Origin of the sequence: Phyllobacterium phragmitis, from assembly GCF_002980495.1 — a bacterium.
Classification (GTDB): Bacteria; Pseudomonadota; Alphaproteobacteria; order Rhizobiales; family Rhizobiaceae; genus Paramesorhizobium; species Paramesorhizobium phragmitis.
This window is the reverse complement of record NZ_PVBR01000003.1, coordinates 360,256-376,054: the sequence shown is the minus strand read 5'-3', so window position 1 is coordinate 376,054 and position 15,799 is coordinate 360,256. Positions and strand designations below refer to the sequence as shown.

The following is a 15,799-nucleotide window of genomic DNA, read 5'->3' as shown; positions in this document are numbered from 1 at the left end:
TGTATATTGATCTAGACAAGTGGATAAGTTAATCCATACATAACGCGTCTCGATGACGGGCAAATGACAGCAGCACGAAAGGGTCGAATAGTGAAAAAGGCGGGGTTGCAGCGGGGGGTGGGCGTGGCGCTGTGGCGGCAGATCGCGGACGGTATCCGTCAGGGCATCGCGGGTGGGCTGGCGGACGAGAACGGCCGTCTGCCACCGGAAAGCCAGCTTGCGGAACGCTTCGGCGTCAATCGCCACACGGTGCGGGTCGCCATCTCGGCGCTTGCCCATGAAGGCGTACTGCAATCGGAACAGGGGCGCGGTACCTATGTCAGGCGCCAGAAGCGGCTCGTCTATCCCATCGGCGAGCGTACACGCTTTTCAGCCGGTATCGGTGGACAAGCGCGCGAGACCCGGAGCGAAATGACCAGCCACACAAACGAGCCGGCAAGCGAACCGATCGCCTCGGCACTCGGACTTCAGCCTGGCGAGATGCTGATCCGCGTCGAGAATCTGGGGAAGGCGGACGGCGTGCCGGTCTCCCGGTCGACGTCATGGTTCGGCGCCGGACGATTTGCGACGATTCCGGAAGCCTACGCCAGGACGGGCTCGATCACCGAGGCCCTGGCCGAGTGCGGCATCGAAGATTACCGCCGTGCGTCGACGCGCGTGGAAGCACGCCACGCGGACGAAGCGGACACACGCGAACTCAAACTCGCGCCCGGCGCCATCGTCATCATCACGCATGCCCTGAACACGGACCTTGGCGGCGCACCGATCCAGTATTCAATGACGCGGTTTGCGGCCGACCGGGTCGAGCTTGTCATAGAGAGCTCTCGTGCCGTCGCATCACAGGATCATCAGGACGGGCTGGCGCGTCAGCAGGGACCAGCCTGACTGGTGACGAGCGTCGCTGGCACGAATGTGGTGCGCTGCGCTTCCTGGCGTGACCGGCTTTTCTGTTGGCAGGTGTCGCAGAACCGTCTCGACATGCGAAGCTTTTCGGTGTTCGGCCGTCGGCGATTTCAACCGAGCTACCCTCTTTCACTGCAAAGGCGCAGCCCGGCTTGAAAATATGCACCAAATAAACTAAGTCTATTGGACTAAGCTAGGAAGAAAATCCATGCATACCGTCAACATTCATGAGGCAAAAACCCACTTGTCGCGATTGATCGAAAAGGCAGCCAAGGGCGAGCCTTTCATCATAGCGAAGGCAGGCAAGGCGATGGTCAAGGTGGTCGCCATCGAAGCTCCTTCACCGCGGGATGCGCGCCGTGTTGGCTTCATGGCGGGACAGTTTACCGTGCCAGATGACTTCGATCGAATGGGTGACAGCGAAATCGATCAACTCTTCCATGGCAACAAATGAAGCTGTTGCTCGACACCCACCTTCTGCTTTGGGCGGCTGGCGAGCCTGAGCGGCTCTCAACTGCCGCCCTCGCGGAAATTGAGAATCCGGACAATGAGCTGATCTTCAGCGCGGCTAGCCTGTGGGAGGTCGCGATCAAGCGCGGTTTGGGCCGCGAAGACTTTACCGTCGATCCACGTCTCCTGCGGCGCGGTTTGCTCGACAATGGCTATCAGGAACTGGATGTATCGGGCTTGCATGCCGTTGGCGTAGACGGACTTCCGCCCATCCACAAGGACCCGTTCGACCGGATACTCATTGCCCAGTCCATCGTCGAAGGGATCACCCTGCTCACAGTCGACGAACGCATTGCACAGTATCCAGCGCCTGTTCGTCGACTGTGAGTAACCTTCTGAACGGGCTCGACCACCGAGGCCCTGGCCGAGTGCCGCATCGAAGGCTGCCGCAGCAGGGATCAGCCTGACTGGCGACGAGCATCGCTGGCACGAATGTGGTGCGCTGCGTTCCCGGATAATGGCCGCGGCGGGACCGGGATCAGTTTTGGCCGGCTACCCTACCCTTCGATTCCACTGCCGGCTTGCGGATCCGAAGGAGCCGCCTGTGGCCGGTGCGCCAGCCCCGCCAGCTTTGCGCGATTGATAGAATTCGAAAGAACGCCGTCAGCGGCAGAGGCAGGGGCGTTCCAAGTTCGTCGTAAAACCGGTCCTCCGCGTGCCGCCGGCTGCGAGGGCTGTCATCTTTGGGCAGGTTCGAGAAAGCGATGATGGCTGCAAACACCTCGTACATGGTTCAACCTCCGTGAATGAAAAGCCATCATCTCAATTACGGGGAATCTTTCGCTTCTTGAACGGTGAAAACTGCGCTATGTTTTTCATTGATGAAAAACATAGGCTGGGACACTTACGCGTTGTTCATGCAGGTCGCGCGCCATGGCGGCCTTTCTGGCGCGACCGCTGTCAGCGGCCTCAGTCCCGCTACAATCGGACGGCGGATGCTTGAACTCGAGGCCGGTATCGGACGCGTGCTCTTCGTGCGAAGCCGAACGGGTTATCGGTTGACCGCGGACGGATCATTGCTCTTTGACCAGGTCCTGGAAATGGAAGGGGCTGCCCGCCGGATCCGGAACTGGCGGGAAGAGGGTGCCGGTACTGCGCTGGTAAGGATCGCCTGCGGAACCTGGCTGGCCTGGTGGATGGCGAAAAACTTTGTGGCGATCCGGAACGAGCGGGACGATTTCCGCATCGACCTGTTGATCGCCGAGCGACGGGCAAGTCTGGCTCACCGGGAAAGTGATATCGGCATCCGCGCATTCGTGCCTGAAGAGCAGAACCTGGCGTCCCGGCGGCTCGGCGAGGTGGCTTATGCCGCCTATCGAGCGCGCAACGCCCACCCTTCGGTTGCTGATCGGTGGCTGGCGGTCGCGGAGCATCAGGCGATTTCGGCCTATCTGCGGTATCCCCACCAGGAGCAGGCGAGCCGGATAGCGGTGACGGTGAATCGGCCGCGATCGCTGAGGGATCTGGTGATTGCCGGGGCGGGGGTTGCGGTGCTGCCCTGTTTCGTCGCAGATCAGGATAGCCGGCTGGAGCGTGTGGGTGGCGAAATCGAAATGCTGCGGCACAATCAGTGGATCGTCATGAACGACGACGATCGCCACAGGCGGGAGATCCGGACAGTGGTCGATCGTATGACGAAGCTGATCCGCAGTCACGGCGAGCTGTTTGCAGGTCGCCGCCCAGCGCGCGAAATCGATCGCTGAGAAGAAGGTGCGGGTACATCAGTATTGGGTGTCGCAATGCATCGGCAGTTCTTGGGACAAAGTGTTTTCAGGTAGCCTGAGCAGCAGGTAGCGCGTGTCAGGCCTGCGATCTCGAAGGACGGGTCGCAAGCCAGATGACGTGGCGTGCACCGCGCCGCGTGGTACCGGCGCGCACGCCGACCTCCTCGACCGCAAAACCGGCTTGGCGAAGGTAGCGTGTGAACGCCGCGTTGGGGCCAGACGACCAGACCGACAGAATGCCGCCGGGCGTAAGCGCGGAGAAAGCGGCGCGCAAACCGCGCGCATCATAGAGAGGATCGTTGCCCTCGCGGCTCAGCCCCTCGGGCCCGTTGTCTACGTCGAGCAGGATCGCGTCCCAAGCCGCGCGCCTTTCGCCGATTATCGCGCCAACGTCATTTTCGACGATCGTCACGCGCGGATCAATAAGGCTGTCGGCATGGAGCTCAGCCAAAGGCCCGCGCGCCCATGCCACGACCGCAGGGACCAGCTCTGCCACGGTGATCCGGGCCGTCTGCGGCAGAAGCGGCAAGGCGGCGCGCAACGTGAAACCCATTCCGAGACCACCAATCAGGATATGCGAAGGAGATGCCGCAAGGCGCTCGATCGTCAGGCGCGCCAATTCTGCTTCCGAGCCGCTGAGCCTGCTGTTCATCAGTTCGTTGGCGCCCAGCATAATCGAAAACTCGGCGCCGCGTCGCTTCAGCCGCAGCGTTTCGCTGCCGCCGGGGATGTTTGCGGTATCGAGCGTTTCCCAGGGAATCATCTACGGCCCTTCGGTTGAGGTGATTGAACTCGTATAGCCGATCGTCGAGGCGATGCCTATCGCGTGTGCGAGCCACGGGTGGTCGACGTGCTCCTGCCCGACGACATCGGGGTTCATGCTGTGGGGATCGAGGTCGGTGTTTTTCCACCGGGTTCGGCGACATCGACGGTGAAGCCCGCCCCGACAAACTTTTCGTGCATAACGACGAATTCTTCGGTTCAAACACCGCTCTCGTGCTTGCTGCCATCGGCGCGAGTCCAGGTATAGGCTGCGGAAAGTATGATCAGAATACTGCTCATGACATCACCATTTGTGTCGTTCAACTGCTCAGCGATGAGAGGCCGATTGCCCATGGTCCGCGCGCCTTCTTCACAGCAGGTGCTCGATGCGGATCGGCAGTTCGCGTAGCCGCTTGGGCAATTCCTCAACTGGGCCGCATCGGCCATGCCTTCGGTAAACGCGGGCGCCCGACAAGATCGATGTGATCCACGGCCCTCCGTCTCAAAAGCCGGTTCATAGGCCGTCGCACCTCAAGAGCCCATTGATGGATGCTCGGCGGTCGAGATCAGATGCATTTCGACTGCTGCTGGATCGCGTGTCTGGCACAAGAGGGGGTATCGCGACCTCGATCTGGATCAAAGTCCGCGATGCTTGGCTAACTCCCAGCCGCCCCAGGGAGTTGACTAGTATGGTAGTAGTGTTTCATGTTCAGGAAGGAGGAGGGGAGGACATGTCAATGAATGTGCGCACTGCGACTACATTTCCTGTGCCTCCGCACGTCTTTCTGGAAAAGGCGGTTGGTCCGCAGCTGTGGCGCGCGATCCGCGAATGGATACTTCGGGGCGAATTGCTGCCGGGTGCGCGCCTTTCCGAGATTGATGTGGCCAACGTCTTCGGCGTCAGCAGACAGCCTGTGCGCGAGGCGTTCATCAAACTGGCCGAGGAATCGCTGCTCGAAATCAGACCGCAACGGGGGACCTATGTCAGCCGTATTCGCATTAGCGCAGTCACCTCGGCACGCTTTGTTCGAGAAGCGGTCGAAGCAGACATTGTCCGGCTGGTCGCAGTGCAGCCGAGCGATGAATTGATCCTCGATCTGGAGCGTCTTCTTGACGCGCAAAGGCTCGTGGCGGAAGGGCCGGATCCCCAAGGTTTCCTGATACTTGATGAGCAGTTCCATCGCCGCCTCGCCGAGGCGGCCGGGCAGGGGTCTGGTTGGGAAATCCTTCAACCATTGAAGACGCAGATGGATCGCATGCGATATCTCAATGCACGACACTTTCCGCGTGATCGGCTCATCACGCAACATGCCGACGTGGTTTCGGCGATCCGCGAGCGCGATCCTGATGCCGCCGAAGCGGCCATGCGGGGGCATTTGCGTCAGATTCTCGACGATCTGCCCGTTATGGCGGCGGCTCTTCCCGATTTCTTCGAGCCGCGCGGAGGGCCCGTGACGTGACCTCAGCGACTGCGTTTGCGACAGACATCGTGCCCCGCTGGATCGCCATGGCCGCCGATCACAAGAGGGGCGGGTTGGTGGAGCGCCTCGATGGCGAGGGAAGGCCGGTCTTCGGCGAGCCGAAAACGACACTGGTGCATGCGCGGACCGTATTTTCTCTGGCCCACTTGTGCCTGGCCACCGGCAATTCCACCCTTCTCGACTCTGCCCGTAAAATTCATGCTTTCATGGATACGCATCTTCGCCATCCGGAGGGCGGCTATCGCTATGCCGTTGATCCCGACGGCAGCCCCCGGGAGGGCAGCGCAAGTCGGGTGCGGCGCACCTACGACCAATCCTTTGTGCTTCTCGCTCTGGTGACGTTGCGAAAGGCCGACCCTCAGGCTGTGGCCGAGGGGCGGATTGAAGAACTATGGCGCTTCATCGAAAGCTTGACGGAGCCTGCGACGGGCGCGCTCTACGAAGACGACCAGATGGCTCTCAAGGGTGCGCAGGCCGGTGACCGGCGGGCCCAAAATCCTCAAATGCATATGCTTGAGGCGGTCCTGCAGGCCTACGAGTTGACCCGCGAGGTCGTATGGCTCGAACGCGCGACACGGTACGTCTCATTGTTGCAAGACTATTTCATCGACCGATCGACCGGCTCCGTTCGAGAACTCGTGAGCCACGATCTGTCACCTCTTGAAGGGGCCGAGGGGCTAAGGCGTGAGCCGGGACACCAATATGAATGGGCGTGGCTGCTGCATCGCTACGCCGATCTGAGCGGCGATGACCATGTCCGACCCCTGGCTGACCGGATGACCGTGTTTGCCGATACCTACGGCATTCGCCGCACGGGCGACCCGCTCGACGGCGCACCTTTCGATGCATTGGCCGCAGATGGCAGCATCATTGAAGATACCCATCTTCTCTGGCCGCTGACGGAGGCCGGCAAACTTGCCTGTATGCTTCACCTGAGGGGAGACGCTCGCGCCGCGGCAAGAGCAAGGAAATGGGAGAGGCTGATCTTCAGCCGGTTCTTTGCTTGCGATCGGACCCGATGGGTCAATCAACTGGACGGCCGCGGCGGCGTGATCTGGCCCGACGCGCTAAGCCGATTGATCTATCACGTCGCGCTGTTCGTTACCGAAGGGGCACGGACAGGGCTCTGGCATATACAGCCGAAACTACGCATTTCACCATCATCATCACCACAGGGAGGAACCGACTGATGATCCACGCCACACGCATTACCGCGCTCGCAGCTGCGCTTTCACTGTTGGGCGGCGCTGCCGTCGCCCAGGAATACCAGTTCAATCTATCGACGTCGCAGCCGGTTACCGATCCATTGGTGATCGCCATGCAAGGGGCCGAAAAGCGCATCGAGGAACGCTCGGCGGGCCGTATCGATGTGACGATCTATCCGAGCTCCCAGCTTGGAGAAGACAATGACGTGCTTGAGCAAATTCGCGGCGGCGCGCCTATCGCGGTGCTGGTCGATGCCGGACGCCTCGCTCCGTTCAAGCAGGAACTCGGCATTCTTGCCGCGCCCTATCTGGTTGATGACTACACACAATATGCAGCCATTACGGAATCGCCGGTTTATGACGAATGGGTCGAGAGCCTTGCCGCCGATGCCGGCTTGCGCCTGCTGAACTACAACTGGTTCCAGGGCACCCGACAGATGTTCACGAAGAAGCTGATCGAGAAGCCTGCCGATCTCAGCGGAGTGCGCATTCGCACGATCGACGCTCCCAGCTGGATCGCCACCGTCTCCGCCATGGGCGCAACACCAGCGCCAATGGCGTGGTCGGAAGTATATTCAGCCCTTCAGCTTGGTGCGATAGACGGCGCTGAGGCACAGCTGACCGGTGCGGCCGGCATCAAGCTGCAGGAAGTCACCACCAATGTCGCGCTCACCAACCATATCCAGCTTTTCACCGGTCTGGCGACGTCCGAGCAGTGGTGGAAGTCGCTGCCGGAGGACATTCGGACCATCATAGACGAAGAGTTGAAGGCGGCTGGCGATGAAGCCACGCGGATGACGGCCGAAAAATTGACCGAGGTGCAGTCCATGATGGAGAAGGCAGGGGTTGCTTTCAACAAGGTGGACCTGGCGCCGTTCCGTGAAGCGACGGCAAAGGTTTATGAAGAAGTGGGACTGGTCGAGGCCCGCGAAGCTCTCAAACCCTACCTGCCCAAGGCGCAATAACGCCATCGGACGCCGACACCGGCAATAGTTGGCGCGGGGACAACTCGCGCCGACATCCGTCAGTTCGGGGATTTGCTCCCGCGAAGAAAGGGATAGCGATGCTGTGGCGCATCTATGACAGAGTGGAGCTCGTGCTCGCGCTTATCTTGTTGACGGCAACGGTGTCGGCGGTGCTGATTGCTGCCATAGGCCGCACTCTCGGGGCTCCGGTGACGTCGGCACCCCAATTTGCACAGTTGTTCCTTCTCTGGACGTGTATGTTCGGCGCCGATCTGTGCATGCGTCTGGGCGAGCACATCCGGGTAGCGGCATTGATAGAAATGGCCCCCCACGGGGTTCAAAAAATTCTGTCTGCGTTTTTGGAGATCCTGGTCCTTGTGTTCCTGATCTGGATTGCCTGGCACGGCTTCCAACTGGCTGCGGGAAATTGGTCCCGCGAACTGGGAGCATCCGGCCTCAGCTACGGCGTCGTCACATTGGCTTTGCCTGTAGGTGCCGTTCTGATGACCATATCGACGCTTCGGCGGATTGCCGCGAAGGGCTGGGGCAGGGTTTTCGAACCTGACACCGATGCCGAGGAGTATCCCCTGTGATTTCGACGATGATCCTGGTCGGCGCGCTCGCGCTCATCGCTCTCGGCATGCCCGTGGCCTTTGCCATCGGTATAGCAGGCTCGGCTTATTTCCTGCTGCCGTCGGTTTTCCTGCCGGATAGCACGGCTGTGCAACGCATCGTGGCCGCCAGCCAGTCGTTTCCGCTCTTGGCAGTGCCGCTGTTCATTCTTTTGGGCAATCTGATGAACAGTTCGGGCATTACCCCAAGACTGGTGGGGCTGGCGACGACGATAGCGGGATGGATGCGCGGTGGTCTTGCTCAATCCACGCTCATCCTCAGCGCCCTCATGGGCGGCGTCTCCGGATCGGCCGTGGCGGATGCGGCCATGCAGTCGCGAATTCTAGGCGAGCCCATGGTTCAGAAAGGCTACAGCCGCGGCTTCACGGCGGCCTTGCTGTCGATAGGGGGCCTTATCACAGCGACCTTGCCGCCAAGCCTCGGCCTTATCCTTTACGGCTATCTCGGAGAAGTCTCGATTGGCCGGCTTTTTATCGCGGGCATCGTACCGGGCGTTCTCCTGACTGTTGTTCTGATGGCGACTACCTGGGGCATTTCCGTGCGTCGCAACTATCAGCCTGAAAACAAGCGCCCACCGACGCTTCGCGAAGTCTGGGTGGATTTCAAGCGTAGCTTCTGGGCGGTATTGTTTCCAGTGTGGCTGCTGATCGGAATTCGCTTCGGCTATTTTACGCCATCCGAAGCGGGGGCATTCGCGGTGGCCTATGCCCTGTTCATTGGCTTCCTCGTTTATAGAGAATTGACGATCCCGGCATTGATCGACGCGCTTGTGCGTAGCGTGCGCGATATCGGAATGATCATGCTGATCATCCTGCTCTCTGGTGTTTTCGGCTACGTCATCACCTTTGAGCGTGTGCCGCAATCGATTGCCGAGTTTTCCCTCACCGCAATTACCAATCCGACAGTTCTGCTGTTCGTGATCTGCGGGTTTCTTCTGGTGCTGGGTATGCTGATCGAGGCGACCGTGCTCGTGATGCTTTTGACCCCTATCCTCGTTCCGGTCATAACCGCTGCAGGCATAGATCCCGTGCATTTCGGGCTCGTCATGATGACGCTCGTGACCTTTGGCGGGATGACGCCACCGGTGGGCGTTTCGATGTTCACCGTTTGCGGGATCCTCCGCTGCTCATACAAGGATTACGCGCTTGAGATGTTACCGCTCGCCGCTGCGGTTTTGTTGTTGGTCTGCCTGATGATCCTGTTTCCGCAGATCGTTCTCTTTTTGCCGGATTGGGTGATGTAAAGGCGCTGAACCGATCTGTTGACCCACGACGCCCTTGGCGCTCGACAATTTGTTCGATACGCTTCCGTGAAGGGGCGACGAAGACATGAATGACGTAGAAATGACGACTGCCGGAGATCTGGGTGGCCGAAAGGGAACTGCGGCTGAAGTCTTTGCCGTGTTTTTGAAACTGGGGCTGACGTCTTTCGGCGGCCCGATTGCCCATCTGGGCTATTTCCGCGATGAACTCGTGGTTCGCCGGCGCTGGATAGACGAGAAGGGCTATGCCGATCTCGTCGCGCTGTGCCAGTTTCTGCCCGGTCCGGCATCGAGCCAGGTCGGCTTTGCGCTGGGGCTCCTGCGCGGCGGCCCGCTGGGTGCCGCTGCTGCCTGGATCGCCTTCACCTTGCCGTCGGCGATCCTGCTCGTGCTGTTTGCCCTTGGCGCGGCCTTGTTCGGCGGATCGATCGGCTCGGGCATCATCCACGGCCTCAAGGTCGTCGCAGTCGCCATCGTCGCCCAGGCGGTCTGGGGCATGGCGAAAAACCTCTGCCCCGACAGGGAGCGCGCCAGTATCGCCTTGGCTGCCCTGCTCATCGTGGTTCTCGTCGCCGGATCGATCGGGCAGGTCGCGGCCATCGCAGCCGGCGGCCTCGCCGGGCTCTGGTTATGCCGAACCTCATGCGAAGCAATTACCGGACACATGCGCTTTCCCGTCTCGCGCGCCGTGGGCGCCATGGCGCTCGTCGCGTTTTGCTTCATGTTGATAGGCCTGCCGATTTTCGCCGCGGTCACGTCCTCGCAGGGTCTGGCGGTCTTCGATTCCTTCTATCGTGCCGGATCGCTGGTGTTTGGCGGCGGCCATGTCGTGTTGCCGCTCCTCGAGACGGAGGTCGTGCGGCCCGGCTGGGTATCGGCAAACCAGTTCCTGGCCGGTTATGGCGCAGCCCAGGCCGTGCCCGGGCCGCTGTTCACCTTCGCCGCCTATCTCGGCACGGTGCTTCAACCCGAGCCCAACGGCCTGTTGGGCGCCGCCATTGCGCTTGTCGCGGTGTTCCTGCCCGGCTTCCTGCTGCTGATAGGGATCATTCCGTTCTGGGACGAATTTCGTGCACGAGCGGGCGCCCAGGCTCTTATGCGCGGCGCCAATGCAGCCGTCGTCGGTATTCTCGGTGCTGCCCTTTATAATCCGGTCTGGACCAGCGCCATCGTCGGCCCTTACGAATTCGCGCTGGCGATCACCTGCTTTGTCTTGCTCATGGCCTGGAAGTTTCCGCCATGGATCGTTGTCATCGTCGCGGCGGCTGGCGGAGTGCTGATCGGCATTGTCTGAGTTTTGAGCCAGCGCGATGACGGATATCTTGGTACGCTATACGGTGCCCTTTGGCGGACGTCTTCGGGTCGACCATGGGCTCGCCGTGCGTGAAGCCCTTGTCACCGGACGCGGCATAGCCCCCGCTTATCAATGGCTTATATCGACGATCTCGTGGCAAAGGTCGGCTCGAGGTGGTTCTGCCCGACTATTCGCCGACATCAGTGCCGCTGAGCATTCCGGAGCGCGCGGGTCCGGCTCATGGTCAATTTCCTGGCTGAAGAGATTGGCAGCTTCCCCGGGATCGAGCGACAATAACCAGGACCTAGCTCGCCAACGCATGAATCTGGACGGCTACGCCCATAGCCGTTGGCAGGACCAAGCGGTTCATTTGTCAAAGGCCGTCTTTAGGAGACAGATTCTCCAGGCTTCGATGGGTCAATGAAGCCGCCAACTTGCGCTTCATGCGGAATGGACCAGCCGAAATAGACCTCCGCCTCGATGATCTTGCCGTCACGCACGGTCAGGATTTCGGTATTGCGGAAGCGTCGGCCCGCGTTTGTCTTCCCTTCGTAAGTCACGAAAACCTGGTCCTCGTGCTGCACAAGACGGATGAACCGGAAGTCCGAAATCATTTCGCTATTGGGCCAGCAGCGTTCGAAATAGGTCCGCCGGTCGATGCGATTGTCGAGCGGACTGGTAAAATAGAAGTCATCGCCGATCACTGCCTCGATGGCTGCGCGGTCGTTGTCGGCATATGCCCGATAGCTCCTGCGGGCGACGACTATGGGGTCGGCCATCATGTCCTCCCTTTCTGTATGCATTTTGCAATCAGTTTATGAATACAATAACTGCTCCTGCATTGCAAGCAGTCCAACGGTGAAAATTAGCCTTGGCCGATCAGACGGAGATGCCGCCAACCCGAAGCAAGATCTGATCGTCATCAACCGGGGCATCAAGAAGCGAAACAGAAAAGCACCCGGCGAGGGGTGCTTTTCATTATCAGGCAAACCATTTGAGAGGGCGCCGCCGTCCGGTTATGCGGTCGCGGCGGTTCGGGCCCGCACGCCCAGTCCGATCATCAGCGTCGCCGCGAGGAGAATAGCGCCGCCCGCCGTGAAGACGCCCGCAGCACCGCTCACCTCGAAGATGGCGCCGCCCATCGCTGCTCCCATGGCGATGGCGAGCTGCACCGCCGCAACGAAGAGGCCGCCCCCGGTTTCCGCCTCGTCGGGGATGGTGCGGGTTATCCAGGTCGACCAGGCCACCGGCACAGCGCCGAAGGCGAGCCCCCAAAGGGTGATCATAGCGGCGTCGGCCAGGGGTGCGCTGCCCGCACTGGCAAGACCAAGCCCGAGAATGCCCATCATCAGCGGCATACCCATTAAGGTCAGCCGCATGTTGCGCTCGAGCATCAGTCCGCCGAGATAGGTGCCGAGGAAATTGGCGATGCCGAAGCCGAGCAGAATTCCGGAGACGGCATTGATGCCGACCCCCGTCACGGTCTCAAGGAACGGACGGATATAGGTGAAAAGAGCGAAATGTCCGGTGAAGACCAGCGCGATGGCGATCATGCCGAGCCCGACGCCTGGACGCATCAGCACATCGACAAGCGTGCGCATGCGGGCCGAGCCGCTGGATGCGAGCGATGGAAGCGTGGCGAACTGCACGATGAGCGTGAGAAGCCCCAGGGCAGCCGCGATCAGGAAGACATTGCGCCAACCGGCGAGATCGCCGAGATAGCTGCCGACCGGGGCAGCAAGGACCGTCGCGGCGGAAACACCACTGAAGAGGATCGACAGCGCCCTTGGGACGAGCGCCTTCGGCACGAGCCGCATGATCACCGCCGCCGACATGGTCCAGAACCCGCCGATGGCGACCCCGAGGAGTACACGGCCAATCAGCAGGACCGGCAGGTCGGGTGCGAAAGCAACCAGCAGGTTGGAAACGACCAGCAGGACCGAGAAGGCGAGGAGCACGAGCCGCCGGTCGATGCGTCGCGTCGCCGCCACGATCAGGAGGCTTGTCACCAGCGCGACTGCCGCGGTGGCCGTCACGGCCTGGCCTGCCGCACCTTCGCTGATGCCGAGATCCGCCGCCATCGGCGTCAAAAGGCTGGCGGGGAGGAACTCCGCCGTGACAAGCCCGAATACGCCGAGAGCCATCGATAATACGGCGCTCCAGGCAGGTTCTTCCCGCGCCGGCGTCCGTTCTGTTCCCGATTTTGACCCTAGTTCGGTTCGTTGTGCCCATTCGCTCATCTGCTGTCCTTTCCAGAAATTGTGCGGTGCAGCACAATAGGATGGACTTTCCGGACCATCTATGCCAATAAATCCGGAATGTTTGATCATAAGTCTGAAACTCGACCTGCCTTGCGCGTGCAGCCTCCGGGCGACCTCGTGAGCGAGTTGCTTTTGGGCATGCGTCTCAACGGGATTCATTATAAGCGGATACAGATGACGCCGCCCTTCGGCATTGGCTTCGGTGCAGTCGAGGGGCGAGCGCAGTTCCATTTCGTGGCCCGTGGCCCCGTCTTGCTGCGTACCGCCGGTGGGACAGTCCAGATGCTCGACACGCATGATGCAGTGCTTTTGCCGCGGGGCGGAATGCATGATCTTCTCTCCGCGCCTGATCTGCCCAGCCGCGACATCATCACCTATGACGCCATTCCACTTTGCGAGATGGTCGGCGCAATCATTTCCTGCGCGGAAGAAACCTGCCGGACGAAAGACGCCCTGATCTTCAGCGGCTGCATGGAATTCGATCTGGGCGGCATGCATTCGCTTGTGGCGCTCATGCCGGAGGTGATGCATGTCGGCACACTGCTTGGCCGGCAGCCCGAGATACTGCCGATGCTCGAAGCCATGGAGCGCGAAGCGCGCATGGAACGGGCAGGCTATGCCGGGATACTGGCGCGGCTTGCCGATGTCGTTTCCGCCACGATCGTCCGCGGCTGGGTGGAATGCGGTTGCGGCGATGCGACGGGCTGGATCGAGGCCTTGCGCGATCCGCGGCTCGGTCGGGTCATCGCGGCCTTGCATCGCGAACCTGGCCGCGACTGGACGGTGGCCGAGCTTGCAGCGGAAATGGGAAGCTCGCGCTCGGTCTTCGCCGAGCGCTTCCTGGAGGTGACGGGCATGACGCCGGTGCGCTATCTGACGGAGTTGCGCATGCGCCTCGCCGCACAGTGGATCGGACGCGAAAGGATGCCGATCGAAAGTGTAGCGCACCGCCTCGGCTATGGATCGCAGGCAGCCTTCAGCCGGGCATTCAAGCGCGTGATAGGACGATCGCCGGGCGCTGTTCGCGCGGCCGCGTCGTAGAGCACGAATCTCCAATGCATCAGAAAATCCGTACTTTGCCTTGCGTGCAGAGCTCACGTCCGCCAGAACCGGCCAAAGGATTCAGGACCACTTTATGAAAAGAAAAGAAATCGCGATCATCGGCGGCGGGCCGGCTGGTCTGATGGCGGCGGAGGTTTTATCCCAACGCGGCCATTGCGTGACGATCTATGACAGCATGCCCACAGTTGGTCGCAAATTCCTGCTCGCGGGAAAATCCGGCCTCAACATCACCCACGCGGAGGATTACGCGCGCTTTGCGACGCGTTTCGGCTCCGCTTTCGAGCGATTGCGGACTGCTCTCGATGCGTTCACGCCGGACGATATTCGGGCCTGGGCGGGCGGTCTCGGCACCGAGACCTTCGTCGGTTCCTCCGGACGTGTTTTTCCAAAGGCGATGAAGGCGTCGCCGCTTCTGCGCGCCTGGCTCGGCAGGCTTGAGGCACAGGGTGTCAGGATCCTCACGCGTCACCGCTGGGAAGGCTTTGCAGAGGAGGGCTGCGTTTTCACAACCCCGAAGGGGCAGGAAGTGGTTCGTGGCGATGCGATTTTGCTGTCGCTAGGCGGCGCGAGCTGGCCGCGGCTTGGATCCGATGCGGCGTGGGTCCCTTGGCTGAAAGACAAATGTGTGGAGATTAATGATCTTCACCCCGCCAATTGCGGCTTCGACGTCGACTGGAGCGAAACCTTCAGGGATCGTTTTGCAGGCGCGCCGGTAAAATCCGTGACCGCTACATCGGATGCAGGCACGCTTCCCGGCGAATTTGTGATCACGCAAAACGGTATCGAAGGCAGCCTTGTTTATGCCCATGCAGCAAACCTGCGGGACCGTCTTGAACGAGAGGGCAATGCTGGTCTCGCGCTCGACCTTGTGCCTGGCAGGTCAATGGAGCGGCTGTCACGGGATTTCGCTCGGCAAGGGACCAAGGCAAGCTTTTCCAGCCGGCTTCGTAAGGGCGCCGGTGTCGAAGGCGTCAAAGCTGCGCTGTTGCGGGAGATCGCGCCCGAGGCGGGCAGGGCCGATCCGCAACAGCTCTCCCAAATCATCAAGGCCTTGCCGCTTTCAATCCTCAAGCCCCGCCCCATCGCGGAGGCTATCTCTTCGGCGGGCGGCATCTCATGGAGCGGCATTGACGAGGATTATATGCTGAAGGCGCTTCCGGGCGTTTTCGCTGCTGGCGAAATGCTTGATTGGGAAGCGCCCACCGGCGGTTATCTCCTTAGCGCCTGCCTCGCCACGGGCAGGGCAGCGGCTGCGGGTATCGATGCGTGGTTGCAGCGCCAGGGATAAATGGAGCCATCAGCGCTGGCGACGATGGCTCGCGGGCTATTCGGTCCAGCAGTTTGGCACGCTATTCTACGCAGGCGTCCTTGCCGGATTTCGCTTCAGCCGCGGCAGTTTTGCCGCCTTCCTGCTGGGCTTGGGCATCCTGCTGCGAGACTGCGAGGTCCTTGTCTCCACCTGCCTGCTGGCTGGCAAGCGGCATCGTTTGCCCATCCTTTTTCACTGCGTCCGGCCCGGGATCCGCGTTTGCAGAATCGCCGGTCGGCTCCTCGAGCGGTGCCTTGCTGCCGTCTTTCGCGATATCTGCCGTTTTGGTGCCGTCCGGCGCCGACCTTGTCGTGTCAACGCATTCGGCAGCAGCAAAGCCGCCGGAAAGCAATATGATGACTGAGGCAGCCAACAATTGTGACATCGTTTTCATGGCTTGGTTCCTTTATCGGATGTCGATCCAAGGCA

At 60.9% G+C, this 15,799-nt stretch carries 17 protein-coding genes and 1 pseudogene; 13 read left to right on the top strand and 5 right to left on the bottom strand.

The window, feature by feature from the left end; all coding sequences use genetic code 11:
• The first annotated feature begins 63 nt into the window (after window positions 1-63).
• From phnF to C5748_RS05875, 3 genes are all read left to right on the top strand, one after another.
• A complete protein-coding gene (gene phnF / locus C5748_RS05885) occupies window positions 64-885 on the top strand; it encodes a phosphonate metabolism transcriptional regulator PhnF (RefSeq protein WP_105740984.1) in 822 nt (273 codons plus the stop codon).
• A gap of 226 nt (window positions 886-1,111) precedes the next feature.
• On the top strand, window positions 1,112-1,357 hold the full coding sequence (locus C5748_RS05880; RefSeq protein ID WP_105740983.1) for a type II toxin-antitoxin system Phd/YefM family antitoxin: 246 nt from the start codon (window positions 1,112-1,114) through the stop codon (window positions 1,355-1,357).
• Window positions 1,354-1,740 carry a type II toxin-antitoxin system VapC family toxin gene (locus C5748_RS05875; protein ID WP_105740982.1) on the top strand — a complete coding sequence of 129 codons (387 nt, stop codon included), beginning with the start codon at window positions 1,354-1,356 and terminating at the stop codon, window positions 1,738-1,740. The genes C5748_RS05880 and C5748_RS05875 overlap by 4 nt, the downstream gene beginning before the upstream one ends.
• A 151-nt stretch (window positions 1,741-1,891) precedes the next feature.
• Here C5748_RS05875 and C5748_RS05870 read toward each other — a convergent pair whose 3' ends face one another.
• On the bottom strand, window positions 1,892-2,143 hold the full coding sequence (locus tag C5748_RS05870) for a hypothetical protein (RefSeq protein WP_105740981.1): 252 nt from the start codon (window positions 2,141-2,143) through the stop codon (window positions 1,892-1,894).
• Window positions 2,144-2,234: 91 nt separating this feature from the next.
• On the opposite strand from C5748_RS05870, the gene C5748_RS05865 reads away from it, so the two are divergent.
• A complete protein-coding gene (locus C5748_RS05865) occupies window positions 2,235-3,116 on the top strand; it encodes a LysR family transcriptional regulator (protein ID WP_105740980.1) in 882 nt (293 codons plus the stop codon).
• Window positions 3,117-3,213: 97 nt separating this feature from the next.
• On the opposite strand, the gene C5748_RS05860 is transcribed toward C5748_RS05865, so the two are convergent.
• Window positions 3,214-3,900, bottom strand: a complete 687-nt coding sequence (locus C5748_RS05860) for a spermine/spermidine synthase domain-containing protein (RefSeq protein WP_105740979.1) — start codon at window positions 3,898-3,900, stop codon at window positions 3,214-3,216.
• Window positions 3,901-4,630: 730 nt separating this feature from the next.
• On the opposite strand from C5748_RS05860, the gene C5748_RS05855 reads away from it, so the two are divergent.
• The 7 genes and pseudogenes from C5748_RS05855 to C5748_RS28805 all read left to right on the top strand — a co-directional run.
• Window positions 4,631-5,359: a GntR family transcriptional regulator gene (locus C5748_RS05855; RefSeq protein ID WP_245428829.1), complete on the top strand. Its 729-nt coding sequence runs from the start codon at window positions 4,631-4,633 to the stop codon at window positions 5,357-5,359.
• Window positions 5,356-6,570 (top strand): AGE family epimerase/isomerase, encoded by a 1,215-nt coding sequence (locus tag C5748_RS05850; RefSeq protein WP_105740977.1) that lies wholly within the window; start codon window positions 5,356-5,358, stop codon window positions 6,568-6,570. The genes C5748_RS05855 and C5748_RS05850 overlap by 4 nt, the downstream gene beginning before the upstream one ends.
• Window positions 6,570-7,550, top strand: coding sequence for a C4-dicarboxylate TRAP transporter substrate-binding protein (locus tag C5748_RS05845; protein ID WP_105740976.1), 981 nt, complete (start codon window positions 6,570-6,572; stop codon window positions 7,548-7,550). The genes C5748_RS05850 and C5748_RS05845 overlap by 1 nt, the downstream gene beginning before the upstream one ends.
• 98 nt (window positions 7,551-7,648) lie before the next feature.
• Window positions 7,649-8,143, top strand: coding sequence for a TRAP transporter small permease (locus C5748_RS05840; RefSeq protein WP_105740975.1), 495 nt, complete (start codon window positions 7,649-7,651; stop codon window positions 8,141-8,143).
• Entirely contained in the window at window positions 8,140-9,426 is a 1,287-nt protein-coding gene (locus tag C5748_RS05835; RefSeq protein ID WP_245428828.1) for a TRAP transporter large permease, read from the top strand. The genes C5748_RS05840 and C5748_RS05835 overlap by 4 nt, the downstream gene beginning before the upstream one ends.
• An 85-nt stretch (window positions 9,427-9,511) precedes the next feature.
• On the top strand, window positions 9,512-10,738 hold the full coding sequence (chrA, locus tag C5748_RS05830; RefSeq protein WP_105740974.1) for a chromate efflux transporter: 1,227 nt from the start codon (window positions 9,512-9,514) through the stop codon (window positions 10,736-10,738).
• A 37-nt stretch (window positions 10,739-10,775) separates the two neighbouring features.
• A pseudogene (locus C5748_RS28805) lies at window positions 10,776-11,035 on the top strand (type 2 periplasmic-binding domain-containing protein); the annotation flags it as partial.
• A gap of 89 nt (window positions 11,036-11,124) precedes the next feature.
• Here C5748_RS28805 and C5748_RS05825 read toward each other — a convergent pair.
• Window positions 11,125-11,517, bottom strand: a complete 393-nt coding sequence (locus tag C5748_RS05825) for a nuclear transport factor 2 family protein (protein WP_199194712.1) — start codon at window positions 11,515-11,517, stop codon at window positions 11,125-11,127.
• A 237-nt stretch (window positions 11,518-11,754) separates the two neighbouring features.
• Window positions 11,755-12,882: an MFS transporter gene (locus tag C5748_RS05820; protein ID WP_245428826.1), complete on the bottom strand. Its 1,128-nt coding sequence runs from the start codon at window positions 12,880-12,882 to the stop codon at window positions 11,755-11,757.
• Between the two features lie 174 nt (window positions 12,883-13,056).
• Between C5748_RS05820 and C5748_RS05815 the strand changes: the two genes are divergently transcribed.
• Window positions 13,057-14,040 carry an AraC family transcriptional regulator gene (locus C5748_RS05815; protein ID WP_105740971.1) on the top strand — a complete coding sequence of 328 codons (984 nt, stop codon included), beginning with the start codon at window positions 13,057-13,059 and terminating at the stop codon, window positions 14,038-14,040.
• A 94-nt stretch (window positions 14,041-14,134) separates the two neighbouring features.
• Complete coding sequence (locus C5748_RS05810; protein ID WP_105740970.1) at window positions 14,135-15,349, top strand: TIGR03862 family flavoprotein; 1,215 nt, start codon at window positions 14,135-14,137, stop codon at window positions 15,347-15,349.
• A 61-nt stretch (window positions 15,350-15,410) separates the two neighbouring features.
• On the opposite strand, the gene C5748_RS05805 is transcribed toward C5748_RS05810, so the two are convergent.
• Window positions 15,411-15,764, bottom strand: a complete 354-nt coding sequence (locus tag C5748_RS05805; RefSeq protein WP_105740969.1) for a hypothetical protein — start codon at window positions 15,762-15,764, stop codon at window positions 15,411-15,413.
• Window positions 15,765-15,799 lie beyond the last annotated feature (35 nt).